The following is a 25,462-nucleotide window of genomic DNA, read 5'->3' as shown; positions in this document are numbered from 1 at the left end:
CTAGCTGGGATAGCCGAGCGCCGTGAAGTCGTCGCGATAAAGCTCCGCCACCAGTTGCCGTCGCGCCGGGGTGTAGAACCTGCCCATCTGCTCTGTGGCAGATGTCTTCTTGTCCCGGTCGCCCGGCAGCACGTCTTGAAGGAGTTCGGGCGCGACTTCGATTTTCCACATCTGGAGGAGCGCGCGCATCTCCGATGCGAAATTCTCGAACCGGATGACCGTATCGTATCTGTCGAGCGGCCAGACCATCAGCTTGGTCTGAAGATCCCAGTGTGGATCTTTGTTCAGCCCCCCTGCCTTCAGCCAGGCCAGGAAGGCATCGAACCCGTCTGGATCCAGGGCGAACGCTCCATACCGCTTCCGAAACTCGTGATGTCGGAACTTGTCCAGGAATGCTGACAATACCCTGGAGTATGGATCACGAATGACGATGAAGTAATGATAGCGGGTCAGGCGGCCGAGCTCCGGCAACGGCAGGTCAAACAGTCCGGAGGTACGCCACTTCGCTTCGCGACGACTGACCGACCCGACGCCATCGATTTGGTCGAGCAGCAACACCACCGAGGTGTTCGCGTTCTTCTTCAGCTTGTTGTAGCTGAGACCGAGGCGCGGCCAGTACCCCAGTCTTCGCAAGGCTCGAACGCGGGTACGCCGAGCAGGAAATGCGCGGACAAACGATATTATGGCCACAGGCCAGAACAGAGCCGCCCGGACTTGCTTGACTATGCGCGGAAGATTCACAGTTTGCAGTCCCCCACTGCGGTCTCGGCGGCCTGCAGCGGCAGGCGTGTCCCTGCTGCCCGTTCGGTGCTGCTCAATGTTGCAACTGGCCCGTTTGACTGGTAGCGCAGCCTTGACGCACGGAGGCAGGACCATGCACGCGACCGCGCCTTTCATTAGCGAGTCCGCCCCGCAAATCAAGGACCTGGGGCGCGCGGCGCTCGCCATCATCGTGGTGGCGACGGTGCTGCGCGTGGCGCTCGCGGCGGTGCTGCCGGCGGGCGTGGACGAGGCCTACTCCATTGGCGTTGCTCGACAATTTTCGCTGAGCTATTTCGACCACCCGCCGCTGCATCTGTGGTTGGTGGGCGCATGGGCGCGGCTCACCGGCAGCGAGAATCTGCTCGTGCTGCGGCTGCCGTTCATCGCGCTCGGGGCGGTGTCGTCGTGGCTGATGTACCGGCTCGGGGCGACGCTGTTCGGCGAGCGCGCCGGGTTCTGGGCCCTCATCCTGTTCACGCTGGCGCCGGTGTTCGGCGTCGTGCACCTGACGATGATCCTGCCGGACGGGCCGCTGATCGCGGCGGCGCTGGGGGCGGCGCTGGTGGTGGCGCGGATCGCGTTCCGGCCTGGCGAGCGGACGCTCGGGCCGTGGGCGCTGGCGGGCCTGCTGGCCGGGCTGGCGCTGCTGTCGAAGTATCACGGGGTGCTGCTGATCCTCGGGGTGCTGCTCTTCCTTCTGACGACGCCGGAGGGGCGGAGGCAACTGCTGCGCCCGGGACCGTGGGTGGCGGCGGCCATCGCCGGCCTGTGTTTCCTGCCGGTGCTTGTCTGGAACGCGCAGAACGACTGGGTTTCGTTCGGCTTCCAATCGGGCCGCAGCGGCATCGGCAGCGGCCTCAGGTGGCTCGGACCATTGGAATCATTGGCGATTCAGGGGGGATATCTGCTGCCATGGATCTTCGTGCCGCTCGCCTGGGCGCTGGTGCGCGCCATCGCCGGCGGACCGCAGAACCAGCGGCGCTGGCTGCTCGCCTGCCTGGCGTTGCTGCCAATCGCGATCTTCACCGCGCTGACGCTGTTCAGCCGCGGGCTGGCCCACTGGCAGATGCCGGGCTGGCTGTTCGCGATCCCACTGGCCGGAGAACTGCTGGCCGATGCCGGGAAACGGTTGGGGCGCGCGGCGCGAATTGTGGCGATCGGAACGGGAGTGCTGCTGGTGGCGTTGCTCGGCATCGGGGCGCCGCAGGCGCGGTGGGGGACTTTTGACGCTGTCTTCCACGCATTGGGCGATCCTGCCGACGCTTTGGTTTCGTGGGAGCAGCTTAAGCCCGAACTGGAGACGCGGGGATTACTCGGGCCGCGGACCTTCATCGCCAGCTCGAACTGGATCCGGGCGGGACAGCTCAACGCCCTGTTCGGCAAGGACATTCCGGTGCTCTGCCTGTGCGAGGACGCGCGGCAGTTCCGCTGGCTGAACCCGCCGGAACGCTATGCCGGCTGGACCGGAATCATCATCGACACGCCGAAGCGGATCAACGAGACGAACTGGCCGTTCGCCGAAATTGGGGAGGCGCAGGAGATGGACCTGATGCAGGCCGGGCGCGTGGCCCTGCGGCTCAAGATGCTGATCGGCAAGGATTTTACGCCTTAGCGGCAGGGATTCCGTAGCGCTTGTAGGCTTCATAGGCGGCGGCGGCGTTGGCGTAGGCCTCCTGCCGGTCGACGTTCCAGTAGGTCAGTTCGTCGAGCGGAATGGGCGCGCCGGTGATCGCGCAGCGGACAAAAGTGCCAGGCCGCAGAACGACATAGTCGGCATCGAGATACCGGACCTGGGCCTCGGACGGGCTGAAACTCTTGTCGAAGATGTTCATGGCCAAACCTATAGGTCAGTCCCGCTGCCTTGGGAACACCCCAAGCCTGCCATGCGGATGAACGGATACTGAACAGGTTTTGGGGCGGATTTCGGGTGCCGTCGCCTGTGTGCCCAACAAAGGCCCCCTCACCCGCCGCTACGCGGCGACCTCTCCCCCAGAGGGAGAGGTGAACCGAGGACGCGGCGCTACCCATGCGCTACCTCTCCCTTTGGGGGAGAGGTCGGCCCGAAGGGCCGGGTGAGGGGGCCTTGCCAAAAGCACAGCCCCCGGTGATCAGAACAGGCTGCCCTGGTTGTCTTCGCCCGGTGGGGGCCTGATGCGCTTGCGGGGGCCGGGGGCGCCGCCGACGGTGACGCCGATGGTGCCGTCGGAGACCTGCACATGCAGCGGGTCACCGGGATTGACCTGGGCCGCATGCTTGACGATGCGGCCGTCGAGGTCGGTGACGACGGCGAAGCCGCGGTCGAGGATGTTCTTGTAGCTCACCGCCTCGAGCAGCTTGCCGGCCGCTTCGAGGCGCTTCCGGCGGTCGTCGATCATGCGGGCGAGCGCGGGGGCGAGGCGGCTGGCGGCGGGGGTCAGGCGGGCGCGCAGGTTGCGGACCTCGCCGCGAAGGGTGTTGGGCGACAGGCGCCCGGAGACGCGCTCGAAGGCGATGCGCTTGCGCTGGCCGGTGTGGCGTAGCGCGGCGGCGAGGTTGGAGGCGGCGTGATCGAGGCGCTGGCGGGCCGAGGCGACGAGATCGAGCGGACGCGGCAGGCCGGCCGCGGCGGCGCGCAGGCGATCGCGATAGTTCGAGGCGGTGCGGCGCATGGCATGGCGCTGGCGGCCACCGATCTCGTCGACATAGCCGATGAGGTCGGCGCGGACCGGCACCGCGGCCTCGGCGGCGGCGGTCGGCGTCGGGGCGCGGTGGTCGGAGGCATAGTCGACGAGCGTGGTGTCGGTCTCGTGGCCAACGGCGGTGATCACCGGGATGCGGCTCGCCGCGACGGCGCGGACGACGATCTCCTCGTTGAAGCCCCACAGGTCCTCGATGGAGCCACCGCCGCGGGCGACGATCAGTACGTCGGGGCGCGCGATCGGGCCGTCGGGGCGAAGCGCGTTGAAGCCGTTGATGGCGGCGGTGACTTCGGTGGCGGCGGTTTCGCCCTGCACGCGCACCGGCCAGACGATGACATGGCTGGGGAAACGGTCGGAGATCCGGTGCAGGATGTCGCGGATCACGGCGCCCGTGGGCGAGGTGATGACGCCGATGGTGCGCGGCAGGTAGGGCAGTTCGCGCTTGCGCTCGGCCGCGAACAGGCCCTCGGCGGCCAGCGCCTTGCGCCTCGCCTCGAGCAGGGCCATGAGCGCGCCAGCGCCGGCCGGCTCGAGCTGCTCGATGACGATCTGGTATTTCGAGGAGCGCGGGAAGGTGGTCATGCGCCCGGTGACGATGACCTCCATGCCCTCCTCGGGCTTGAAGGCGAGGCGCGGCCAGGTGCCCTTCCAGACGACGGCGTCGATCGAGGCGTTCTCGTCCTTGAGGGTGAAATAGGCGTGGCCGGAGGAGTGGACGCCGCGGAAGCCAGAGATCTCGCCGCGCACGCGGACATGGCCGAACTCATCCTCGACGGCACGCTTCACGGCGCCGGCAAGTTCGGAGACGGTGAATTCGGGGGCGTTGGTGAGCGGGGCGACCATGGGTGAGAGGTGCGGGATCGGGGCGAGTCCGTCAAGGGTGGGGTGCCGAGATGCGGACACCAGCCGCAGGGCGTGCGCAGGGCTCCCCTCACCCTGACCCTCTCCCCAGAGGGGCGAGGGGACGCTTATGGCACTGCCGGCGCGCCCATCGCCCCCTCGCCCCTCTGGGGAGAGGGCCGGGGTGAGGGGCGACAAGCGTCCAGGCGCCTACTCCGACTTCATGCGGAAGTTGAGGTGCGGCGGGACCGGGTGCTGCTTCAGGCGGGCGGTCACCTCGTCCGCGGTCGGCTCGCGGCCCAACGCCTCGCGCAGGCGGCCGTGCTGCAGGCTGTTCCAGAGCTGGTCGAGGAGCATTTCGCCTTCGCGGATGGTGGCGAAGCGGCGGTCCAGCAGGGTTTCGAGCAGGTCGAGGTCGCCCTGCCGGGCAGCGACACGGGCGCGGCCGAGGTGGACGCGTTCATCGGTGAGCGCCGAGTCCGGGAGATCGGAAACGAAGGCTTCGAGTTCGGCGAAGCGGTCGTGCCGGACAAGGAAGTCGACGATCTCGGCGGCAAGGGCCGGCGGGGCGTCGCGCGTGACCCAGGCGGCGAGATAGTCGCGCGCGGCCGTGTCGCCATCGGTGGCGACGAGGGCCCGCTGGCGCAGGCCGAGCCAGGTGGGCTTCTGCGCTACGGACTGCTCGAACAGCAGGGCGGCGCGGGGGCGATCGTCACGGTCGAGGGCGGCGATGCCGAGCAGCAGGGCGTGCAGCCAGGTGTCGCCGTGCGCCTCGCGGCTCTGCTCGAGGGCCTCGACCCAGAGGTCGGAGACGGCGAAATCGGTGGGGACGGTGGCGCGCGCCGTGGCGGAGAAGCGGCCGGTGTCGCTCAGCTCGTCCCAGGCGTCGGCGGGACGCTCGACGGAGAAATCGAGCCCTTCGGCGAGGGGCCGGAGGGTGAGGCGCTCGTGGCGGGCGCCCCAGGGCGAGCCGGCCGACAGCCGACGCGTGACCGGGCGGCGCGCGGCGGTGGCGAGGAAGCGGTCGGTCTCGGCGAGCGCGGCCTCGGGGAAGCGGCTGTCGATGGCCGCCGTGGTCGCGGCGACGGCGATCGAGTAGTTGGGCTCGTGCGCCTTGCGTGGATCGACCTCGAGCGCGCCGTAGACCTCGGTCCATTCGAGCTGAGTGCGCGGCGGCAGCTCGAAGCGCTGGTTCTGGGTCGGGGCCACGCCGGACTGGATCTCGATGTAGTCGCCCTCGCCGGGGCGGGCGAGATAATCCATCCACTGCTGGCCGCCGGGGGCCATGCCGAAATAGAAGAACTTTCGGCCGACGAGGGCGCCGGTCGAGGCCTCGGCGAGGCCGAAGCCGGCTTCGTCGAGGGCGGCGATGTAGCGGCGGCGGGCGGTGGGGGCGCGGAAGAACACCGAGGTCGCGTCCTGCCAGCGATCCGGGTAGGAGCCGTCGAAGCGGGCGGGATCGGGAAAAGGAAAGCGGGCGAGCTCGTTGCCGGGCAGGACATGCTCGATGGAATAGTCGGCCGGGCTGATGACGCGCATGCCCTGGCGCATGGGCGCGGCGACGTTGGTCCACCAGTAGGCGAGCTTCATGGTGTCGGCCGCGTTGGCGATGCGCCCATGGACATAGAGGCGGTCGTCATCCGCGGGCAGGAACAGGTCGACCTGCCAGGTGGCCTCGACGATACGATCGAATTCGTAGAGGCGCAGGATCGGGCCGCGCTCGGTGTCGACGATGCCGGCGAAGATGCGGGCGGTGGTGAAGGGGGTGTGGCCGGGGATGAGGCCGTTCCATTCGATGCCGCCGGAGAACCAGGCGTTGAGCGCGGCGAGGTTGGCCGGCTGGAACACCGGGTTGGTGAAGACGAGGTCTCTGCCGCGCTTCAGGTCGCGCAGCGACATCAGGCGGCCGCCGAGTTGCGGGGCGACGGTGACCTCGAGCCGGCCGTTGCCCATGGCGATCAGTTCCATGTCGGCGTCGACGAGATGGCGGTCGTAGTCGTCGAAGACGCGATAGGGCAGGATCGAGTCCTTGCCCCACTGGAAGCCGTGGCGGCCTTCCTCGGGCGAGAGGCCGCGATTGGGCGGGGTATCGGTATCGGCGATCGGCTGCTGCCAGCGGAAGCGCGGCAGGCTGCTGGGCGGCCCGAGGCGGGACATCGGCATGCGGCGCGTGGTCGGGGTGATGGTGGTCGGCATGCGAGTCCTCGGTGTGGTGCGGGGGAGGATTGCTGGAACCAGGCGCCAAGGGCAAGGCAGCTCTTGGGAGCAGGACGGCTCCAAGAACTCGATTGTCATCCCTGCGAAAGCAGGGATCCAAGCTTCCACTTGCGCGGGCTGCGAGCTGGGTCCCTGCTTTCGCAGGGATGACAGCTGGTGAGTGGGCTGGATCGCAGATGGAACCTTGCACGCAAGCATGCTAGAGGGCCGTCGAAGCTGGCGCTTCTGGCCGCCCCCTCCACCAGCTTCGCTGGTCCCCCTCCCCCGCTTCGCAGGGGAGGACGACCCTCATCCGGCCTTCGGCCATCTTCTCCCACAAGGGGAGAAGGCGATCACTGCGACTATCGAGGACCCGCATATGCGCATTCTGGTGATTGGCTCGGGTGGACGCGAACATGCGCTGGCTTGGGCTATCGCCAAATCGCCGCGCTGCGAGAAGCTGTTCGTGATGCCGGGGAACGGCGGGACCGAAACAATTGCCGAGAACGTGGCGGTGGACATCACCGACCATGCGGCGGTGGTGGCGTTCGCCAAGGCTAACGGGGTGGATTTCGTGGTGATCGGGCCGGATGCACCGGCGGTGGCGGGGCTGGGCGACGATGTGCGGGCGGCGGGGCTGCTGTGCTTCGGGCCGTCCAGGGCCGCGGCGCAGCTCGAGGGCAGCAAGGCCTTCACCAAGCAGCTGTGCGACGAGGCCGGGGTGCCGACGGCGGCCTATGGCCGGTTCGACTCCGAAATCGAGGCGCTGGCCTATGTGCACGACCAGGGCGCGCCGATCGTCATCAAGGCGGACGGCTTGGCGGCCGGCAAGGGCGTGACCGTGGCGATGACCATGGAGGAAGCGGCCGACGCGGTACGCGACTGCTTCTCGGGCGCGTTCGGGGAATCCGGCTCGACGGTGGTGATCGAGGAGTATCTCGAAGGCGAGGAAGCCTCGATCTTCGCGCTCTGCGACGGCACGAGCATCAAGATGCTGCCCAGCGCCCAGGACCACAAGCGCGTGTGGGACGGCGATCGCGGGCCGAACACCGGCGGCATGGGGGCCTATTCGCCGGCCCCGGTGATGACGCCGGAGATGACGGCGCGGGTCGAGAACGAGATCATCCTGCCCTCGATCCGGCGCATGGCCGAGCGCGGCACGCCGTTCACCGGGGTGCTGTTCGCCGGCATCATGGTGACGCGGGACGGGCCCAAGCTGATCGAATACAACGTGCGCTTCGGCGATCCGGAGTGCCAGGTGCTGATGCTGCGGCTGCAGTCGGACGCGCTCGACCTGCTCGAGGCGACGGCGCGCGGCACGCTGGCGGAGGTCACACCCGAATTCAGCGACGAGGTGGCGCTGACGGTGGTCTATGCCGCCAAGGGTTACCCGGTGAACCCGGAAAAGGGCAGCGAGATCAAGGGCGTCGACGGGCTCGACGGCGACAAGCTGAAGGTGTTCCACGCCGGCACGGCGCGTCGCGACGGCAGGCTGGTCGCCAATGGCGGCCGGGTGCTGAACATCACCGCGCTGGGCGCCACGGTGGCCGAGGCGCGGGAGCGCGCCTATGACGCGATCGACCGGATCGACTGGCCGGAGGGCTTCTGCCGCCGCGATATCGGCTGGCGTGCGATCGAGCGGGAACTGAAGCGCACCTGAAGGAGTTGTAAAGGGGTCGAGCGTACCCTCGTTTCCCATCGTGACCCACGAAATGACAGTGTCGGTCTGGCCCACTCCGCTGCAGCGGCGGGGACAGGAGATTGTCGACCGGCTGCGCGGGCAGTTTCGCGAACATTCCTCCCGGCCGAGCGTGGAGCCGCGCATCGGCGTGGCGCTGGGCGGCGGCTCGGCGCGCGGGCTGACCCACATTCCCTATATCGAGGCGATGGACGAGATGGGGCTGAGGCCCAGCGTCATCGCCGGCACCTCGATCGGCGCGCTGATCGGAGCCGGCTGGGCCAACGGCATGAGCGGGGCGGAGCTGCGCGAGCACTCGTTCGCGGTGCTGGGGACGCTCAAGATCATCGCCGCCCGGCTGTGGGGCGCGCAGGTGCGGAACCTCGGCAATTTCTTCGGCGCCGGCTTCAACGTGCAGCTTGACGCCTGCCGGGTGGTGGATGCGTTCCTGCCCGAGCCGTTCCCGCACGATTTCAAGGATCTCGAGACCAAGTTCTACGTGGTGGCGACCGACTTCCAGTCCTGGCACCAGGCGGTGTTCTCGGAAGGGGCACTGCGTTCGGCGGTGGCGGGGTCGCTGGCCATCCCGGGGCTGTTCAGGCCGGTGCCGTTCGCCAACCACCTGCTTGTCGACGGCGGCGTGGTGAACCCGCTGCCGCTCGACCAGGCGTCCGCCGATACCGACATCCTCATCGGCATCGACGTCAACGGCGACCCCTCGGAGCAGCTGACCAAGACCAACCACAACGTGCTCGACGTCTGGTTCGGCTCGGCGCAGATCATGATGCACTCGCTGACGGCGCACATGATGGCGGCCTATCCGCCCGATGTGTACGTGCGGCCGCACCTCAGTTCGTTCGGGGCGCTGGAGTTCTGGCGCGTGCGCGAGATCGTGGCGCATGTCGAAAAGGACAAGGACAACTTCAAGCGGGCGCTGGAGCGGCGCGTCGAGGCCTTCATCCGGCACGAGGCCGAGACGATGCGGGCGGAGGATCGGTAGGGGCCGGTCACCCACCACTCTCGTCGGCAGTCAGATCCGGCCGACCTTTCGGCGATAGACCGGCACGGTTCGGGCTCGCCCACCCACCGAGCAGTGGGTCCCGACTTTCGTCGGGATGACGGCTGGTGGTCAGCGAGGGCGGCTAGCGCAGGCCTTTGAAGAACTCGCGTAAGAGCTCCGCGGAACGCTGCTCGCCCAGCCCCGCGATGACTTCGGGGCGGTGGTGGCAGTTCGGGCTGGAGAACAGGCGGACGCCGTTGTCGACGGCGCCGGCCTTCAGGTCCTCGGCGCCGTAGTAGAGGCGGCGCAGGCGGGTGTGGGCGATGGCGCCGGCGCACATGGCGCAGGGCTCGAGCGTGACATAGAGGTCGCAGCCATCGAGCCGGCCGGTGCCGCGCGCGGCGAGCGCCGTGCGGATGGCGAGGAACTCGGCATGCGCCGTCGGGTCGTCCAGCTCGCGCATGCGGTTGCGCTCGGCGGCGAGCACGCGCGTGCCTTCGACGATGACGGCGCCGACCGGGGCTTCGCCGGCGGCGGCGGCTTCGGCGGCGAGGGCGAGGGCCTGGTCCATGGGGGTGGGCATGGCTGCGATGTAGCATCTCATGCCGGTGGCTTACACCCCTCACCCGTCCCGGCCTTGCCGGTCCACCCTCTCCCCGACGGGGAGAGGAACAGGGGTGATCGCCGATGCCGCAGTGTTCCCCGTCGGGGAGAAGGTGCCGCGTAGCGCCGGATGAGAGGGACAAGCCCCGCTTGAGAGGGTAATTTCGGCGCAGGAGAATCGCCCTTGCCCATTCGCCAGCTGCCAGAGGACCTCATCAACCGCATCGCCGCGGGCGAGGTGGTGGAGCGGCCGGCGAGCGTTGTGAAGGAGCTCGTCGAGAACGCCATCGATGCCGGGGCGAGCCGGATCGCCATCACCACGGCGGGCGGCGGGCAGAGCCTGATCCGCATCGAGGATGACGGCGTCGGCATGGACGAGGCCGACCTGCTGCTGTCGGTGGAGCGGCATGCGACGTCCAAGCTCGCCGACGACGGTCTCGACGACATCCGCACGCTCGGGTTTCGCGGCGAGGCGCTGGCCTCGATCGGCTCGGTGGCCGAACTGACCATCTCGTCGCGGCGGGCCGAGGATGCTAGCGGGCTCCGGTTGGCGGTCAGGCACGGGATCAAGGCGCGGCCGGTGCCGCTGGCGATGAACCGGGGCACGATCGTGGAGGTGCGCGAGCTGTTCGGCAACGTGCCGGCGCGGCGCAAGTTCCTCAAGTCGGAGCGGGCCGAGGCGGCGGCGATCACCGATACGGTGAAGCGGCTGGCGATGGCCAATCCGGGCGTGCAATTCGTGCTCGACGGGGCGGACCGGACGGCGTCGAACTGGCCGGGGCACGCGGGCGAGGGCGCGCTGCGGGCCCGGCTCGGCGACGTGCTGGGCGCCGATTTCGGCGAGAATGCCGTGCCGCTGGCGACGATCCGGCACGGCATGGTGGTGACGGGGCTCGCCGGGCTGCCGACCTATACGCGGGCCAACTCGCTGAGCCAGTACTTCTTCGTCAACGGCCGCTCGGTGCGCGACAAGGTGCTGGTCGGGGCGATCCGCGCGGCTTACGCCGATTTCGTGTTCCGCGACCGCTTTCCGGTGGTGGCGATCTTCGTCGCCGTCGATCCGGCCGACGTGGATGTGAACGTCCATCCGGCCAAGGCCGAACTGCGGTTCCGCGATGCCGGGGCGGTGCGGGGCGCGGTGATCCGGGCGATTACCGATGCGCTGGCGGCGGCGGGGCATCGGGCGAGTTCGAGCGTCGCCGAGGATGTGGTGGGGGCATTCCGGGCGCCGGAGTTTGGGGCCGCAGGGACGTCCGCGGGTTTGGCCGCCCCCTCCCCCAGCTACGCTGGGCCCCCTCCCCCGCCCCGCGGGGGAGGATCACCGACTGCCACCTCGTTGCGCTTTGCGGACTTCGCTGAGCCAAGTGCGCGGTATGAGCCGGCTCCGGTCGATGAACCGTCGGTGTTCCCGCTCGGCACGGCGCGGGCGCAGATGTTCGACAATTTCATCGTGGCGCAGAATGGCGACAGCCTGTTGCTGGTGGACCAGCATGCGGCGCATGAGCGGCTGGTCTATGAGCGGTTCAAGGCGCAGCTGGCGGCGGGGCCGGTGGCGAGCCAGCTGCAGCTGATCCCGGTGGTGGTTGAACTCAGCGAGGACGACTGCGCGCGGCTCGCGGAGGCGGCCCCGGTGCTGGAAAAGCTCGGGCTCAGCCTCGAGCGCTTCGGGACGCGGGCGGTGGCGGTGCGGGAGACGCCGGCGCTGCTGGGTCAGCCGGACGTGGCCGGGCTGGTGCAGGACCTTGCCGACGGCCTCGCGGAGTGGGACTCGACGGCGGCGCTGGCCGACCGGCTGGAGGCGATCATCGGGCGCATGGCCTGCCACGGCTCGGTGCGCTCGGGGCGGCGGCTGAAGCTCGAGGAGATGAACGCGCTGCTGCGCGAGATGGAAGCGACGCCGCATGCGGGGCAATGCATCCACGGCCGGCCGACCTATGTGGAGCTGAGGAAGGCGGACATCGAGCGGTTGTTCGGGCGGACGCGGTAGGGGCGGGGCGCGACGTCGGCAACGTGCCCGCCACCCCTCACCCGTCTCGTCCTCGGCTTTCGCCGGGGCCGATCCACCCTCTCCCCGACGGGGAGAGGAACAGGGGTGACCGCAGAGGGTGCAGGATTCTTCTCCCCGTCGGGGAGAAGGTGGCGCGTAGCGCCGGATGAGGGGTCAGGCCACCGCCCGGATGAAATGCACCGCCGCAGCGCCGTACTCGCGGCGGTCGTCGACCTCGAAGCCTTCGGGGAGAGCCAGATCGACCGCCGATGACTCTTCCAGCACGATGGTGGCGTTCCTGGCCAGCCAGCCCCCGGCCTTGAGCGAGGCCAGGGCCTGCTCGCCCAGGCCCCTGCCGTAGGGCGGGTCAAGGAAGACGAGGTCGAAGGGTCCCATGGTGCCCGCCTCGCCCAGCGCCGTGGCGTCGCGGCGGAGCAACTTGGCGATGCCGGCGATGCCGAAGGCTTCGATGTGGTCGCGGATGATGCCGCGGGCCTCGGCGCCGATATCGACGAACACCGCGCCGGACGCACCGCGCGACAGCGCCTCGAGGCCGAGCGCGCCGGTGCCGGCGAAGAGGTCGAGCACCTTCAGCCCGTCGAGATGCACGCCGATGCGGCTCGCGAGGATGTTGAACACCGATTCGCGGGCGCGGTCGGAGGTGGGGCGGATGCTGTCGTCGGTGGGCGACAGCAGCGCCTTGCCGCGGAACTTGCCGGCAACGATGCGCAAGGCCTACTCGCGCGGCTTCTTGGGGCCGCGCGGGCGGTCGCCGGAGGGACGGCCGCCGCCAGCCGGCCGGCTGCCGCCGGGCTTGCCGGTGAACGGCTTGCCGCCACGCGGGCCGCCTGGCTTGCCGGCAAAGGGCTTGCGGTCGCCGCCTTCGCGCGGCGGACGGGTGCCGTAGGGCTTGTCGCCAAACTTGCGCGGCGGGCGGTCGCCGGCGTCGGCGCTGCGCGGGGCATAGGGCTTCTTGCCGAAGCCGCCGCGGGCGGGACGGTCGCCGTCAGCACGGGGCGGACGGTCGCCATAGGGCTTGTCGCCGAACTTGCGCGGCGGACGATCACCGGCGTCGGCGCTGCGCGGGGCATAGGGCTTCTTGCCGAAACCACCACGGGCGGGACGGTCGCCGTCGCGGGGCGGACGGTCGCCGAAGTCGCGCTTGGGACGATCGCCGAAATCGCCGCGCGGCTTGTCACCGAACTTGCGGTCGCCAAACTTCTTGTCGCCGAACTTCTTGTCGCCGAACTTGGGCTTGTCGCCGAAGCTACGCTTCGGACGGTCGCCGCCTTCGGGGCGCGGGCCGCGGGCGGGCCGGTCCTCGTGGTGGGCGGGACGGCCGAAGTTGCTGGCCGAGCTGTCGTCGGGATCCCAGCCGCGCGTGCGCTCGCCGTCGCCACGATCGGGACGCTGTGGCCTGACGCGAATCTCGGCCTCGCGGCCATCCTCGAAATGGATGGTGCGGATCTCGCTCGGATCGACCGGACGCGGGCGGCTCGGGGCGCGGGCGGGCTTCTTCTCGAAGCGGCCACCGGGGCGATCCTGGCGCGGACGCTCGGCCAGCGCGGCAGCGGCGGCGGCCTCGGTGTCGTCGTCCTCGAAGCGGAACTTGCTGTCGCGCGACTTGCGCGGCGAATCCTTGACCAGGGCCTTGCCGGGGGCAGCGGCACGGAGCTTGGGATTGGTCGCCTTCTTGTGCAGCAGCTGCTGCGCGCCTTCGGGCATCTCGCTCTCGAAATCGGCATTGGCCTCGGCGGCGAGGCGCTTGCCGAGCTGCTCGCGCAGCACGCGGGCGGCAACGACCTCGACCTCGCCCTCAGGCAGGTCGCCGAGCTGGAACGGGCCGTAGCTGACGCGGATCAGGCGGTTGACCTGCAGGCCGAGCGCGCCGAGGACGTTCTTGACCTCGCGGTTCTTGCCTTCGCGCAGACCGAGCACGAGCCAGGAATTGGAGCCCTGGGTGCGCTCGAGCACGGCGTCGATCGGGCCGTACTGGATGCCCTCGATTTCGATGCCGTCCTTGAGGCCGTTCAGCTGTTCCTGGGTGACCGAACCGAAGGCGCGGACGCGGTAGCGGCGCAGCCAGCCGGTGGCCGGCAACTCGAGCACGCGCTTCAGCCCGCCATCGTTGGTGACGAGCAGCAGGCCCTCGGTGTTGATGTCGAGCCGGCCGATGGAGACGACGCGCGGCAGGCCCTTTTCGTCGAGGGCCTCGAAGATGGTCGGGCGGCCTTCCGGGTCCTTCTCGGTGACGACCAGCCCGGCGGGCTTGTGGTAGAGCCAGACGCGCGTGCCCTGGCGGGCGGCCAGCGGCTCGCCATCGACCTTGATCTTGTCGGAGATCGAGACGTTGAAGGCCGGGGTCAGCACCTTCTTGCCGTTGACGGTGACGCGGCCATCCTTGATCCAGCCCTCGGCATCGCGGCGGGAGCACAGGCCGGAACGGGCGATGACCTTGGCAAGGCGATCGCCGTCCAGCGGGACGGCGGGAGAATCAGACATGTGCTAACTCCTGCGGGACCTTGGCCGAGCGGGATGCCGGCGGGTCAGCGCATCTTTCGAGTTGATGTTACTGGGCCTGGGCCAGCAGAGCCTTGCGGATCTCGGGCGGGCAGGCCTTGTCGTCGAGGGGAACGAGATCGCCGTTGGCGGCGAGGCAGACGGTGTCCTTGCCCTTGACGGTGGTGAAATATTCGTCGGGCGGCAGGTAGAGCGGACGCGGCCCGCTCTGCAGTTTCGCCGCGGTCATGCGGGCGGTCAGCTGGCGCTGCTCGGCTTCGGTCAGCGGCCGGCCGGCAATGGTGCGCAGGTCGACGACGCGCGCGTTGCGCAGGCGCTTCAGGTCTGCCTCGGACAGGTTGGTGGTGTCGATCTGGACCGTGCTGGAGTCCTTGGGCAGCAGCTCGGCGGTCTTGTCGGCCTTGGCGTCCGCGGGCGCGGGCAGCACGGCGGCGGACTTGGGGATCACCAGGGGGCCGCGCGGCACGACGTTCTCGTCCTTCTGCTCGCGGTCCATCATGCCCATGCCCTTGAGCGTCTCGACGGCGACTTCGCGCTCGAAGGTCCCGACATCGGTGAGGGCGTTGGTGCCCTCGGTCGTGGTGCAGGCGCTGAGACCCGCGCCGACAATGAGGCTGAAAGCCAGCAATCCGCCCCGGGACACGGCACTGTAACTGGGCCGCCGCCCGGTCTTACCACTCAGCATTGAGACTTCCCTTGTTCCCCACGTCGGCCCACCCGCAGCGAGACGGGCCTTATAAACCATGAAGGGCCGTAAGGCCAGATTGAGGCACCTTTGCGATCAGGCGGGCTTGCCGCGGCCGATCCCGATGAAGTCGAGGAGCAGCAGCAACACTCCCAGCGTGATCGCCACATCGGCGAGGTTGAAGATGTAGAAGCTCCAATCCTGCCAGTGAAAGTGAAAGAAATCGGCAACGGCGCCATAGAGCAGGCGATCGAGCGCATTGGACACGGCGCCGCCGATGGCGAGCATCAGGCCGAAGCGGACGAGAACATCGGCCGTGCGCGACCACCAGACGAAGAGCGCGGCGATGGCGACGATGGCGATGCCGCCCAGGGCCCAGACCGGCAGGTCGTTGAGCAGGCCATAGGACACGCCGGGATTCCAGACCAGCACGTAGTCGAAGAAGCCGGTGACGGGAACGACCTCGCCGCCGCGCCAGCCGAGGGTGTCCACCTGCAGGAACTTGTGGCCGCGGTCGAGCCCGAAGGCGAGCAGCCCGGCGAGGAGCGAGGGGATGAGCCAGGGGCGGGCAATCATGGGCATGAGGCTGCCACATCGAAGTCAGTGCGTGGGGCACCCCCACCCTTTGTCCCTCCCCACAAGGGGGAGGGAGACGATGGAACCGATCGTGCGGCGCGCGCCTCCCTCCCCCTTGTGGGGAGGGTAGCGCAGCTAGGGCTGAAGGCCCGTAGCGAAGCTGGGTGGGGGTGGTCAGCCACCAGTGCTACCGCCCCGCCGCCTTCAGTTCCCGCATCGCCTGGGCGTCGCGGAGGCTGAGGTCTGGGTATTCGGGGTCGGTGCCGACTTCGGGGAGGATGCGCCAGGAGCGGGCGCAGCGATTTCCCTCGGCCTTGCGGAAGACCACCGCGACACCGTTGACCTCGTCGAGGCGGAAGGCCGCGCCAGGGCCTTCGCCTTCGATCACCTCGATGGCGGAGGTGATCGAGATTTCGGCCATGTCGCTGCCGCGGACCGCGGCGGCGAGCTTGTCGTCGGCGATATAGACCGTGGGCGCCGCCTCGAGCGAGGCGCCGATGACCTTGTCGCGGCGGGCGATCTCGAGGGCGCCGGTGACGACCTTGCGGACCTCGCGGATGGCCTCCCACTTGGCTTCGAGCTTCTCGTCGGTCCAGCTCCCGGTGAGTTTCGGGAACTCGCGCAGGTGCACCGACGAATCGGCGCCGGGATGCCGCTCGAGCCAGGCCTCTTCCATGGTGAAGACGAGGATCGGCGCCAGCCAGGCGGTGAGCGCGTCGAAGACGTGGTCGAGCACGGTGAGGCTGGCGCGGCGGCGGACCGAGCTGATCGGGTCGCAGTAGAGCGCGTCCTTGCGGATATCGAAGTAGAACGCGCTCAGGTCGATGTTCATGAAGTTCGACAGCGCGGCGACGATGCGCTTGTAGTCGTAGCTCTCATAGGCATCGCGCACGAGGGTATCGAGGCCCTTGAGCTTCGAAAGGATCAGCCGCTCGAGCTCGGGCATGTCGCGATGGTCGACGGTCTCGTCGGCCTTGCGGTGGGCGAGGTTGCCGATCAGCCAGCGGATGGTGTTACGGAGCTTGCGATAGCTGTCGACGGTGGAGTTGATGATCTCCTTGCCGATCCGGAGGTCGTCCGAATAGTCGGACTGGGCCACCCAGAGGCGCAGGATATCGGCGCCGTACTGCTTGATGACGTCCTGCGGGGCGACGGTGTTGCCCAGCGACTTCGACATCTTCTTGCCCTCGCCGTCGAGGGTGAAGCCGTGCGTCAAGACGCTCGCATAGGGGGCGAAGCCGTTGGTGGCGCAGCTCTCGAGCAGCGAGGAATGGAACCAGCCGCGGTGCTGGTCGGAGCCCTCGAGATACATGCCGGCCGGGAACTGCATGTCCGGCCATTTCTGCGGGTTGCGCAGCACCCAGGAATGCGTGGTGCCGCTTTCGAACCAGACATCGAGGATGTCGTCGATCTTGGTCCAGTTCTCCGGATCGGGCACGGCATTGCCGAGGAACCGCTCCTTGGCGCCGGGCTTGAACCAGGCGTCGGCGCCCTCCTCCTCGAAGGCCTGGCCGATGCGCTCGTTGACCAGTTCGTCGACGAGGATGGTGTCGGTCTTCTCGTTGTAGAACACGGCGATCGGCACGCCCCAGGCACGCTGGCGGGACAGCACCCAATCGGGGCGGTCGGCGATCATCGAGCGCAGGCGGTTCTGCCCGGCGGGTGGGTAGAATTTCGTCGCATCGATGGCGGCGAGCGCGCGGGCGCGCAGGGTGTCGCCCTTTTTGCCCTGGATGTCGCGGTCCATGTAGACGAACCACTGCGGGGTGTTGCGGTAGATGATCGGCTTCTTGGAGCGCCACGAATGGGCGTACTGGTGCTTGATGCGGCCGCGGGCGAGCATCATGCCCTTTTCGGCGAGCGCAGTGATGACGCGCTGGTTGGCGTCGCCCTTCTTGCCCTGGTCGTCGATGACGCGGGCGCCCTCGAAGCCCGGGGCGGCGGCGGTGTAGAAGCCGGCGTCGTCGACGGTGAAGGGGATGGCGGTGTCGATGCCCAGGTCCTTGAGGTGGCGGGCTGAACTCATCCAGATCTCGAAGTCGTCGAGGCCGTGGCCGGGCGCGGTGTGCACGAAGCCGGTACCGGTGTCGTCGGTGACGTGCTCGCCGTCGAGCAGCGGCACCTCGAACCCGTAGCCGCCGGCGAGGCCGCGCAGCGGATGGTTACACGAGACGATCTTCGCACAATCCACGTCGTGCAGGCGCACGAAGGCCTCGACCTTGGCCTTCTGCAGCGTCTCCTCGGCGAGCTTGTCGGCGAGGACGTATTTCTCGCCCTTCGCTGCCCAGTTGCCCTCGGGCGCCGCGGTGACCTCGTAGAGGCCGTAGCTGATCCGGCTCGAGTACGAGATGGCGCGGTTGGCCGGGATGGTCCACGGGGTGGTGGTCCAGATCACGACGTATGACGAGCCGAAATCCTCGAACGAGCCGGTGCCAAAGGCGCCGTTGGCCGAGTGGATCGGGAACTTTACCCAGATCGCGTCGCTCTCGTAGTCCTGGTACTCGATCTCGGCTTCGGCCAGCGCGGTGCGCTCGACGACGGACCACATCACCGGCTTGGAGCCGCGATAGAGCTGGCCGGAGGCCGCGACTTTCATCAGCTCGCGGGCGATCTGGGCTTCGGCGTCGAAGCTCATCGTCAGGTAGGGGTTCGACCAGTCGCCGACGACGCCGAGGCGCTTGAATTCCTCGCGCTGGGTGTCGACCCAGTACTGCGCAAAGCTCCGGCACTCGCCACGGAACTCGTTGATCGCCACGTCGTCCTTGTTCTTGCCCTTGGCCCGGTACTGCTCCTCGACCTTCCACTCGATGGGCAGGCCGTGGCAGTCCCAGCCCGGCACGTAGGCCGAGTTGTAGCCGAGCATGGTCTTGGAGCGGCTCACCAGATCCTTGAGGATCTTGTTGAGCGCGTGACCGATATGGATGTTGCCGTTGGCGTAGGGCGGGCCGTCATGCAGCGTGAACAGGGGCTTGCCCTGCCCGGCGGCGCGCTGGCGGGCGTAAATGTCCATGTCTTCCCAGCGCTTCAGCCAATCCGGCTCGCGGGCAGGCAGCCCGGCGCGCATCGGGAACTCGGTCTCGGGCAGGAAGAGCGTCGCGGAATAGTCGGTCTCGGCGCCGCTGGTCGCAGTATCGTTCATCACAAAGTACCTTGGAAGCTGCGGGCTTTTAGCAAGCGGGGGCGGTTGGTGAAAGGGGAAATGGCTGCCGGCGCCGACGTGGATGGGCACATTGCCTTCCGATCCCGCCATACCCACCGGCTGTCATCCCGGCGAAAGCCGGGACCCAGTGCTCCGCATGACGATCGCGCCCCCATCGTGCCGATCCAGCACGAAAGGCGGACCCTGGCCGTGCGAGGCCAACTTTCGAGCCGTGGGTCCCGGCTTTCGCCGGGATGGCGACCGAGGTTGAGGCGGGGAGGTCTCTACCCTCTCGCGGTATCTGAACAGCCTACCGGAAGAACCCCAGCTTCTCGTCCAGTTCGGAGACCGGCAGCGTGGCCTGGAGGATGTGGCGGGCGGTGGCGGCGTCGCGGTTGACAGCGGCGATCAGCTCGTCGAGGCCCTTGAACTTCTCCTGGCCGCGGACGGTGCCGAGCAGGGCGACTTCGAGGGTCCGGCCGTAGATGTTCTCGTCGAAATCGAAGATCCAGGTCTCGAAGGGCGGGCGCTCGTTGTTGAACATCGGCTTGCCGTAGCTGGCGACGCCATCGAGCAGGCGGCCGCCGAGCTTGGCGCGCACGGCATAGACGCCCTGCATCAGGCCGAAGCCGGTCGGGGTGGCGACATTGGCGGTGGGGAAGCCGAGCTCCCTGCCGCGCTGGTCGCCCTTCACCACGACGCCGGAGAGGAACCAGTGGTAGCCGAGCAGCTGCGCAGCGCCGGCGACGTCGCCCTCGCCCAACAGGGTGCGGATGCGGGTGGAGGAGATGTGGTCGTCGCCCTCGTCGAGCATGCCGAGGATTTCGACGTCGAAGCCGTGGCGCTGGCCGGCGTCCTTGAGGAAGGCGGGCGTGCCCTTGCGCTGGAAGCCGAACAGGAAATCGGCGCCGACCTCGACACCGCGCACGTTCAGCGCCCCGACGAGGAAGCGGGTGACGAAGTCCTCGGCCTCGATCTGCGAGAATTCCCGCGAGAACGGCATGACGACGATGCCGTCGAGCCCGAGCGCCTCGGCGATCTCGGCCTTCTGATCGGCATGGGTGAGGCGGAACATGAACGGAGCGGGCGCGAAGACGTCGCGCGGATGCGGCTCGAAGGTGAGCATCAGCGCCGGCACGCCGGCGGCGCGGGCACGGGCGATGAGGCCGCGGAAGACATGCTGATGGCCACGATGGCAACCATCGAAGTTGCCGATCGCGACCATGGCGCCCCTGAGGGAGTGCGGGACCTCGTCCAGTCCCGCCAGCCGAATGAAGGTCAAGTTCCCACCCGCCCTTTGAAGTGAAGGCGATATGGCAAGAAAGCCCGGGGATGGCAAGGCGACGTTGGGATGGGCGGGTATGCCGGGGACGCAGGTGGGGGGGAAGTTGTCCTGCGGTCACGCCACTGCCGTCTCGGTCGTCATCCCGGGGACCCACGGGATCCCGCAGCCGTCGCGGGGTCCGCGGATCAAGTCCGCGGATGACGACTGAGGGATTGGGTTTGGGGATGGGAGGGGCGCCGTGCCTGTGGCCGCCCCCTCCACCGCCACGCGGGGGAGGATCAAGAGAGCGGCTTCGCCGCTACCAAGCCAGCTTGGCCATGAAGCCGGCCATAGTGGCGCCACTTGGCTCGACCAGGCGGCGGACGGCCTCGGGGTCCGGGTTGCCGAAGGCGTCGAGTTCGGCGGCGTGGATGGAGCCGGTGATGAACAGCAGGTCCAGCCCTGCCCCGGCGGCGCCGATGGCGTCGGTGCGGACCGAGTCGCCGATGGCGAGGATGCGCGACCGGTCGAGGCTGCGGCCGGCGGCCTGTTCGGCAAGGCGCAGGGCCTCGGTGTAGATCGGCTTGTAGGGCTTGCCGACCATGACGATCATGCCGCCACGCGCCTCGTAGAGGTCGGCGAGCGCACCGCCGCAGTAGATCAGCCGGTCGCCGTGCTCGACGACGCGGTCGGGGTTGGCGGCGATCAGCGGCAGGTTGTGGTCGAGCCAGACGGTGATGCGATCGTTGTACATGTCCGGCGTGTCGCTGTCGGTGTCGAGGTCAGTGACGACCACGGCCGCGGCGGCCTCGGCCGGGCCGATGGTGATATCGAGCCCCTCGAACAGCGAGTCGTTCTCCCGGGGCGGCCCGACATAGTGCACGGTCTGGCCGCGATACTGCTCGAGGATGACGCGGGTGGCATCGCCGGACGTCACCACGTCGTCATAGGCGTCGCGCGGCACGCCGAACCCATCCATCATGGCGATGATCGGCCCCTTGGGCCGCGGGGCGTTCGAGATGAGGACGACGCGGCCGCCCTGGCGCCGGTAGCTGACCAGGGCCTCGACGGCGAGCGGATGGGCGCGGACGCCGTTGTGCACGACGCCCCAGATATCGCTCAAGACAGCTTCATAGCGGGAGGCGATGCCCCCCAGTCCTGCAAGTGCATGCATCGCGTGATCCTGTAGTTCAGGCCTGCCGGCGCTCCGACTCGCGCGGCCGTTCGACCACGAGATCGGCCCGCACCGGGCCAGGCCGGCCGATGTGTGGTCCCTGTACCAGCCCGATGCCGTCCTCGAACAGACTCAGGAGCTGCTGCTCGTCGATAACGCCGGTTGCACACAGTTCGATGTCAAAGCGCCGGGCATAGGGCGCAACGTCGGCGGTGTGGAAATCGGTGAAGGTTTCGGGCCGGTCGAGGAAGCGGGTGGCATCGAACCGCACGGTGGAAAAGCCGAGGCCCTGGAGCTCGGCGAAGTCGATGCGCAGCGAGTCCACATCGGCAAGGACGAACCCCGCGCCGGACTTGCCGAACTCGCCGAGGGCCCGCTTGTCGGCCGCGGACAGCGCCTTGAACTGCGCCTGCTGGATGGCAAAGGCGAGCGAATTCGTGATGGCCTGGTTGGCAACCAGCGTCGCCATGACGAGGTCCAGCGCCTTGCGGTCGGCGATGGTGGCACGGCTCATCGGCACGAACAGGCGGGTCGGCTGTCCGGAGGTCCGCGAGCGGCGCGCGATGGTGACGGCCTCCTCGAGCGCCAGCGCCTCGATGCGCCGGATGAGGTCCTCGCCGCCGCGGCGCGGCATGAAGTCGGGCGCATCGGCGAGCCCGCCCGCGTCCTGCATCAGGCGCGGCACGAGGTCGTAGCCGACAGGCTTGCGCGCCGGCAGCATGACGACCGGCTCGATGTGGAAGACGAGGCGATTCTGGTCGAGCGCGGCGCGCAGCTCGGCCTCGGGAATCAGCGGCTCGTGGAAACTGTCGTCGTCCGACATGCCCGCCGGTTCGGCGGTGACGGCCGCCGGGCGCGAGTCGCCGGCGCGGCGCGCTTCCTCGAAATCGGCCATGGCCTCGGCGAGCTGGCGCGTGACGGTGCCGAGCACCGAGATATCGGCTTCGATGCTCTCGAGCCGGCTGCCGACATTGGTGTCGGTGATGGCGTTGACGCGCTGGCTCAGCACCTGCCCGGCCTTGGCATCGGTGGAGAGCAGGCGCGCCAGGTCCTCGACGGCGCGCTCGAGGCGGGACTCGGAACGCTGGCGCAGGCGCCGCTCCATCAGCATGACGGCGACGGCGCCAAAGGCGATGGCGGTGACGAAGGCCTCGATCGGCGAAAAGGTCAGCCCGAAATAGGCCGCCGCCGCAACGCCGAGCGTGGCCAGCGCGATGAAGATGTAGACGAGGCCTTGCACGGCGGAAACGCGCTCCCAGAGCGGCGGGATTCGACAGCTGGTGTCTTAGCATCGGCACGGGGCGGCAGAAAGGCGCGGCCGCACCTCAGCTGTGGCAAACGCATGGCGGGCGCGGCGCGCGGCGCGGCAGGTGGCCGGGGAACGGTTTGTTTACCCAGATCGTCAACACTCCGTTCAGCACAAGACTTGTCCGAAGGACGTTCCATGCCTGCCGCTGGCCAGGAGATCGCTGCCCGGATCCTGCTCGTCGACCGCGACGAAGCCGGATGCCGCGCCCTGATCGACGTGCTGGATGCCTGCTTCGTGCGTGCGCCCGAGATCGTCGTGGCCGGCACCGGCCGCGAAGCGTCGGAGCGGCTGCGGGCGAGCTACTACCACCTGCTGCTGGCCGACCTTGCCAGCCTCGCCGACCTCGCCGCCGAGGCGGAGGAGGCGGTGGCGCGACTGGCGCGGCTGGCGCAGGGCGCGCTGCTGGTCACGCTGTCGGATGGCGGGTCGGTGTCGGCGACGCTGGCGGCGCTGCAGGCGGGCGCGCACGAACACCTGACGCGCCCGATCGACGGCATCGCCTTTGCGGCACGGCTCGGCGAACTGGCGCAGCGCCATGCGCGGCCGATCGCCGGGGCGTTCCGCGGCCCCGCCGACCGCGAGCGGCTGGCCGGCCTGATCGATGCCTCGAACCAGCTGCAGACAGTGCTCGACTTCGTCGCCCGCGACCTGCCGGGGAGCGTCGAGCATCTCGAAGGCGTGGCGCGCCGCATCGTCGCCATGTTCGACGGGAGCGCGCCCGCCGCGCACGCGCCGTCGCCCGCCGAAGGCATGGCGGATGCCGTGCGTCCGGCCGTGCTGCCGATGTGGCGGCAGGAGCAGAAGATCATCGAGGACGCGATCGAGAGCTTCGGCGGCAATATCGCGCTGGCCGCGCAGGCGCTGGAGCTGAGTCCGTCGACGATCTATCGCAAGCGCCAGGCCTGGGCCGAGATGGAAGAGGGTCGCGGGGCGGCTTAAAGGTTCAAATCCCGTGGCCGATGGCCTATATTGCTTCCTCGATCGGAGGTAGACATGTCGAACGCGGATTGGGCGGAAATCGAGGCGGATACTTCCGCGTGGCTCGAGCGTCTCGAGAAGAATCGAACCAGGGCCGGCGAGCTTCTGGCGGAAAAGGGCCTGACGATCCACCAGGCCACCGACATTCTGTTTTCGCGGATCGCCGAGAGCGGTGTGGTCCCCGAAATATTGCTGACGCCTGAGGACGAGTACGATGCCTGGTTCCGCGCGAAGGTCCAAGAGGCACTCGACGATCCACGTCCTTTGATCCCTGGCGAGGAAGTCGAAGCCTACTTCGCTATGAAGCGGGCCGCGCTGAGCGCACGAATCGCAAACGGCGAAAAGTAGTGCGTGTGAAGTGGTCGCCAGTTGCAATGGCTGACCGCGAGAGCAACTTCGATTTCATTGCCAGCGACAGCCCTTTGGCAGCACTTGCCGTTGACGAGAAGGTCGCCTCAGTCGAGTTGCAGCTGACGCAATTTCCGCACAGCGGACGAAAAGGCCGCGTGCAAAACACCCGAGAGCTTGTCATCCACGACACGCCGTATATCGTCGTGTACGAGGTGCGCGGAGATGTGGTGGCCGTGCTCCGCGTCATCCACGGCGCGCAGCAGTGGCCGCCGCGCCGGTCGACCTAGCCCTTGGCCAGCTTGTCGCGCATCTTCTTGGCCGTGGCGAAGGCGCGGGCTTCCTCGCCGAGGGCCGAGCCCTTCTTGACGACATTGCCTGCGGCGTCGACCAGCGACCAGTCCCACTTGGTGTTGGGGCCGACGCCACCGGTGCGGCGGAGCTTGATTTCGAGTTCTGCGCTTACCGCCATGTGAACACCTTTGTAACCGAGTAGTTGAAGACGACGCTCATCAGCACGCCGAGCAGGCCAGCGATATAGAACTGCCCGTCGAAGGCATAGATCCAGCTGGCGACCGAGACGTTGGCCAGCGCGCCAATGGAACAGACGGCGTAGAAGGTCAACAGGCCAGTGAAGTAGCGCCAGCCGCGCAGCTTCCTGTTGGCATAGGTCAGTTCGTTGTTGAGCACGAAGTTGAAGGTCATGGCAACCAGCGTCGCCAGCGTCTGGGCCCAGACGAAATCGAGCGACAGCCGCTCGTGGGCGAGCCACAGCGTGCCCATGTGGACGATGACGCCGAAGCCGCCGACCAGGCCGAACAGCAGGAAGCTGGTGGGGAGCAGGCCGCGCGTCAGCTTGGAGACGATCAGGCCCAGGAACTGGACCACCACGATCGGGCTCATCTTGCTTTCGCCGGCGTGACGGGGCCGGAAGGTGTAGGGCACCTCGCCGATCCTGAGCCGCTTGCCGCGCAGCGCATGGAAGCGATCGGCCGAGACGATGATGTCGAGCAGGATCTTGAAGCCTTCGTCGCTCAGCGAGGGAGCGATCTGGTCGAAGACGTCGCGGCGCATCAGGAAGAAGCCGCTCATCGGGTCGGAGAGGCCCTGGCCGGTGAGGATGCCCGACAGCAGGGTGGCAAAGCGGCTGCCCGCCTCGCGCGCCTTCGACAGGCCTGCGCCGACGCTGCCCTCGCCGCCATAGCGGGTGCCCACGACGATGTCGTCGCCGGCCATGGCCATCTCCAGCATCGTGGGGAGAATGGCCTCGTCGTGCTGCAGGTCGGCATCGATGACGGCGAAATAGGGCGCGGAGGTCGAGGAGATGCCCTCGATCACCGCCGAACTCAGGCCGCGGCGCCCGATGCGGCGGATGGCGCGCACATTGGCGTGCTGCTGGGCCAGCTCGCGCACCACGCCCACCGTGCCATCGGGCGAGTTGTCGTCGACGACGATGAACTCGAACGGGATGCCGCCCAGCGCGGTCGTCACCTTCTCGTACAGCAGCGCGACGTTGTCGCGCTCGTTGTAGCTGGGGACGATCACCGCCAGTTGCGGGGCCACCCAGGCCTGGGTGGACGTCTTGTGGCTCTCGAACTGGATGACGCTCACGTCGGCTCCACGGGTTCCTGCGGCGGTGGGTAATGCGGTCGCCGCCACTTGGCAACTTAGCATCGGCCGGGTTTACGGATTCTGTCGGGCGAAGGCGCCGCCAGCGGTCGTGGC

22 protein-coding genes are annotated in these 25,462 nt (G+C 68.4%); 7 read left to right on the top strand and 15 right to left on the bottom strand.

Annotated elements, in window-relative coordinates; translation table 11 throughout:
* Complete coding sequence (locus J0I99_RS14420; RefSeq protein ID WP_291398383.1) at positions 1-741, bottom strand: sulfotransferase family 2 domain-containing protein; 741 nt, start codon at positions 739-741, stop codon at positions 1-3.
* Positions 742-874: 133 nt separating this feature from the next.
* On the opposite strand from J0I99_RS14420, the gene J0I99_RS14415 reads away from it, so the two are divergent.
* Positions 875-2,374, top strand: a complete 1,500-nt coding sequence (locus J0I99_RS14415; protein ID WP_291398382.1) for a glycosyltransferase family 39 protein — start codon at positions 875-877, stop codon at positions 2,372-2,374.
* Here J0I99_RS14415 and J0I99_RS14410 read toward each other — a convergent pair.
* From J0I99_RS14410 to J0I99_RS14400, 3 genes are all read right to left on the bottom strand, one after another.
* On the bottom strand, positions 2,364-2,594 hold the full coding sequence (locus tag J0I99_RS14410) for a DUF2093 domain-containing protein (RefSeq protein WP_291389717.1): 231 nt from the start codon (positions 2,592-2,594) through the stop codon (positions 2,364-2,366). The genes J0I99_RS14415 and J0I99_RS14410 overlap by 11 nt on opposite strands.
* 276 nt (positions 2,595-2,870) lie before the next feature.
* Positions 2,871-4,283 carry an exodeoxyribonuclease VII large subunit gene (gene xseA / locus J0I99_RS14405; protein WP_291398381.1) on the bottom strand — a complete coding sequence of 471 codons (1,413 nt, stop codon included), beginning with the start codon at positions 4,281-4,283 and terminating at the stop codon, positions 2,871-2,873.
* A 207-nt stretch (positions 4,284-4,490) separates the two neighbouring features.
* Positions 4,491-6,476: a DUF5107 domain-containing protein gene (locus J0I99_RS14400; RefSeq protein WP_291398380.1), complete on the bottom strand. Its 1,986-nt coding sequence runs from the start codon at positions 6,474-6,476 to the stop codon at positions 4,491-4,493.
* A 379-nt stretch (positions 6,477-6,855) separates the two neighbouring features.
* On the opposite strand from J0I99_RS14400, the gene purD reads away from it, so the two are divergent.
* Both purD and J0I99_RS14390 read left to right on the top strand, forming a co-directional pair.
* Positions 6,856-8,136, top strand: coding sequence for a phosphoribosylamine--glycine ligase (gene purD / locus J0I99_RS14395; RefSeq protein ID WP_291398379.1), 1,281 nt, complete (start codon positions 6,856-6,858; stop codon positions 8,134-8,136).
* Between the two features lie 58 nt (positions 8,137-8,194).
* Positions 8,195-9,154 carry a patatin-like phospholipase family protein gene (locus J0I99_RS14390; protein ID WP_291398378.1) on the top strand — a complete coding sequence of 320 codons (960 nt, stop codon included), beginning with the start codon at positions 8,195-8,197 and terminating at the stop codon, positions 9,152-9,154.
* A gap of 142 nt (positions 9,155-9,296) precedes the next feature.
* Here J0I99_RS14390 and J0I99_RS14385 read toward each other — a convergent pair whose 3' ends face one another.
* On the bottom strand, positions 9,297-9,737 hold the full coding sequence (locus J0I99_RS14385; protein ID WP_291398377.1) for a nucleoside deaminase: 441 nt from the start codon (positions 9,735-9,737) through the stop codon (positions 9,297-9,299).
* A 204-nt stretch (positions 9,738-9,941) separates the two neighbouring features.
* Between J0I99_RS14385 and mutL the strand changes: the two genes are divergently transcribed.
* On the top strand, positions 9,942-11,744 hold the full coding sequence (gene mutL / locus J0I99_RS14380) for a DNA mismatch repair endonuclease MutL (protein WP_291398376.1): 1,803 nt from the start codon (positions 9,942-9,944) through the stop codon (positions 11,742-11,744).
* Between the two features lie 174 nt (positions 11,745-11,918).
* On the opposite strand, the gene rsmD is transcribed toward mutL, so the two are convergent.
* The 8 genes from rsmD to J0I99_RS14340 all read right to left on the bottom strand — a co-directional run bounded on the left by rsmD (position 11,919) and on the right by J0I99_RS14340 (position 22,342).
* On the bottom strand, positions 11,919-12,476 hold the full coding sequence (rsmD, locus tag J0I99_RS14375; RefSeq protein ID WP_291398375.1) for a 16S rRNA (guanine(966)-N(2))-methyltransferase RsmD: 558 nt from the start codon (positions 12,474-12,476) through the stop codon (positions 11,919-11,921).
* 3 nt (positions 12,477-12,479) lie between these two features.
* The gene (locus J0I99_RS14370; RefSeq protein ID WP_291389572.1) at positions 12,480-14,246 is read right to left on the bottom strand and encodes a pseudouridine synthase; all 1,767 of its coding nucleotides are present in this window, start codon (positions 14,244-14,246) and stop codon (positions 12,480-12,482) included.
* Between the two features lie 67 nt (positions 14,247-14,313).
* Positions 14,314-14,949, bottom strand: coding sequence for a hypothetical protein (locus J0I99_RS14365; RefSeq protein ID WP_291398374.1), 636 nt, complete (start codon positions 14,947-14,949; stop codon positions 14,314-14,316).
* Between the two features lie 96 nt (positions 14,950-15,045).
* The gene (gene lspA, locus J0I99_RS14360; protein ID WP_291398373.1) at positions 15,046-15,531 is read right to left on the bottom strand and encodes a signal peptidase II; all 486 of its coding nucleotides are present in this window, start codon (positions 15,529-15,531) and stop codon (positions 15,046-15,048) included.
* 181 nt (positions 15,532-15,712) lie between these two features.
* Complete coding sequence (gene ileS, locus J0I99_RS14355; protein ID WP_291398372.1) at positions 15,713-18,664, bottom strand: isoleucine--tRNA ligase; 2,952 nt, start codon at positions 18,662-18,664, stop codon at positions 15,713-15,715.
* A 310-nt stretch (positions 18,665-18,974) separates the two neighbouring features.
* Positions 18,975-19,946 (bottom strand): bifunctional riboflavin kinase/FAD synthetase, encoded by a 972-nt coding sequence (locus tag J0I99_RS14350; RefSeq protein ID WP_291398371.1) that lies wholly within the window; start codon positions 19,944-19,946, stop codon positions 18,975-18,977.
* Between the two features lie 301 nt (positions 19,947-20,247).
* Positions 20,248-21,102, bottom strand: coding sequence for a TIGR01459 family HAD-type hydrolase (locus J0I99_RS14345; RefSeq protein WP_291392675.1), 855 nt, complete (start codon positions 21,100-21,102; stop codon positions 20,248-20,250).
* A 16-nt stretch (positions 21,103-21,118) separates the two neighbouring features.
* Complete coding sequence (locus J0I99_RS14340) at positions 21,119-22,342, bottom strand: EAL domain-containing protein (RefSeq protein WP_291398370.1); 1,224 nt, start codon at positions 22,340-22,342, stop codon at positions 21,119-21,121.
* Between the two features lie 204 nt (positions 22,343-22,546).
* Between J0I99_RS14340 and J0I99_RS14335 the strand changes: the two genes are divergently transcribed.
* The 3 genes from J0I99_RS14335 to J0I99_RS14325 are packed head-to-tail and all read left to right on the top strand — an operon-like array spanning position 22,547 to position 24,027.
* Positions 22,547-23,350, top strand: coding sequence for a helix-turn-helix domain-containing protein (locus J0I99_RS14335; RefSeq protein ID WP_291398369.1), 804 nt, complete (start codon positions 22,547-22,549; stop codon positions 23,348-23,350).
* A 54-nt stretch (positions 23,351-23,404) separates the two neighbouring features.
* Entirely contained in the window at positions 23,405-23,737 is a 333-nt protein-coding gene (locus J0I99_RS14330; protein ID WP_291392669.1) for a type II toxin-antitoxin system RelB/DinJ family antitoxin, read from the top strand.
* The gene (locus tag J0I99_RS14325) at positions 23,737-24,027 is read left to right on the top strand and encodes a type II toxin-antitoxin system RelE/ParE family toxin (RefSeq protein ID WP_291398368.1); all 291 of its coding nucleotides are present in this window, start codon (positions 23,737-23,739) and stop codon (positions 24,025-24,027) included. Before J0I99_RS14330 ends, J0I99_RS14325 begins: the two co-directional genes overlap by 1 nt.
* Here the strand turns inward: J0I99_RS14325 and J0I99_RS14320 are convergent.
* Together J0I99_RS14320 and J0I99_RS14315 are read right to left on the bottom strand one after the other, a co-directional pair.
* Positions 24,024-24,209 carry a hypothetical protein gene (locus J0I99_RS14320; protein ID WP_291392667.1) on the bottom strand — a complete coding sequence of 62 codons (186 nt, stop codon included), beginning with the start codon at positions 24,207-24,209 and terminating at the stop codon, positions 24,024-24,026. The two genes, J0I99_RS14325 and J0I99_RS14320, sit on opposite strands and share 4 nt — an antisense overlap.
* On the bottom strand, positions 24,200-25,348 hold the full coding sequence (locus J0I99_RS14315; RefSeq protein WP_291398367.1) for a glycosyltransferase family 2 protein: 1,149 nt from the start codon (positions 25,346-25,348) through the stop codon (positions 24,200-24,202). The genes J0I99_RS14320 and J0I99_RS14315 overlap by 10 nt, the downstream gene beginning before the upstream one ends.
* Positions 25,349-25,462 lie beyond the last annotated feature (114 nt).

It is taken from the genome of Devosia sp. (assembly GCF_017307495.1).
In the GTDB taxonomy this organism is placed as follows: domain Bacteria; phylum Pseudomonadota; class Alphaproteobacteria; order Rhizobiales; family Devosiaceae; genus Devosia_A.
This window is presented reverse-complemented; position numbering and strand designations above follow the sequence as displayed.

Excerpts from the sequence above, each read along its gene's own strand:
- J0I99_RS14415 (WP_291398382.1), top strand. The coding sequence starts at position 875 with ATGCACGCGACCGCGCCTTTCATTAGCGAGTCCGCCCCGCAAATCAAG.
- J0I99_RS14410 (WP_291389717.1), bottom strand. The coding sequence starts at position 2,594 with ATGAACATCTTCGACAAGAGTTTCAGCCCGTCCGAGGCCCAGGTCCGG.
- xseA (WP_291398381.1), bottom strand. The coding sequence starts at position 4,283 with ATGGTCGCCCCGCTCACCAACGCCCCCGAATTCACCGTCTCCGAACTT.
- J0I99_RS14400 (WP_291398380.1), bottom strand. The coding sequence starts at position 6,476 with ATGCCGACCACCATCACCCCGACCACGCGCCGCATGCCGATGTCCCGC.
- purD (WP_291398379.1), top strand. The coding sequence starts at position 6,856 with ATGCGCATTCTGGTGATTGGCTCGGGTGGACGCGAACATGCGCTGGCT.
- J0I99_RS14385 (WP_291398377.1), bottom strand. The coding sequence starts at position 9,737 with ATGCCCACCCCCATGGACCAGGCCCTCGCCCTCGCCGCCGAAGCCGCC.
- J0I99_RS14370 (WP_291389572.1), bottom strand. The coding sequence starts at position 14,246 with ATGTCTGATTCTCCCGCCGTCCCGCTGGACGGCGATCGCCTTGCCAAG.
- J0I99_RS14365 (WP_291398374.1), bottom strand. The coding sequence starts at position 14,949 with ATGCTGAGTGGTAAGACCGGGCGGCGGCCCAGTTACAGTGCCGTGTCC.
- lspA (WP_291398373.1), bottom strand. The coding sequence starts at position 15,531 with ATGCCCATGATTGCCCGCCCCTGGCTCATCCCCTCGCTCCTCGCCGGG.
- ileS (WP_291398372.1), bottom strand. The coding sequence starts at position 18,664 with ATGAACGATACTGCGACCAGCGGCGCCGAGACCGACTATTCCGCGACG.
- J0I99_RS14345 (WP_291392675.1), bottom strand. The coding sequence starts at position 21,102 with ATGCATGCACTTGCAGGACTGGGGGGCATCGCCTCCCGCTATGAAGCT.
- J0I99_RS14335 (WP_291398369.1), top strand. The coding sequence starts at position 22,547 with ATGCCTGCCGCTGGCCAGGAGATCGCTGCCCGGATCCTGCTCGTCGAC.
- J0I99_RS14330 (WP_291392669.1), top strand. The coding sequence starts at position 23,405 with ATGTCGAACGCGGATTGGGCGGAAATCGAGGCGGATACTTCCGCGTGG.
- J0I99_RS14320 (WP_291392667.1), bottom strand. The coding sequence starts at position 24,209 with ATGGCGGTAAGCGCAGAACTCGAAATCAAGCTCCGCCGCACCGGTGGC.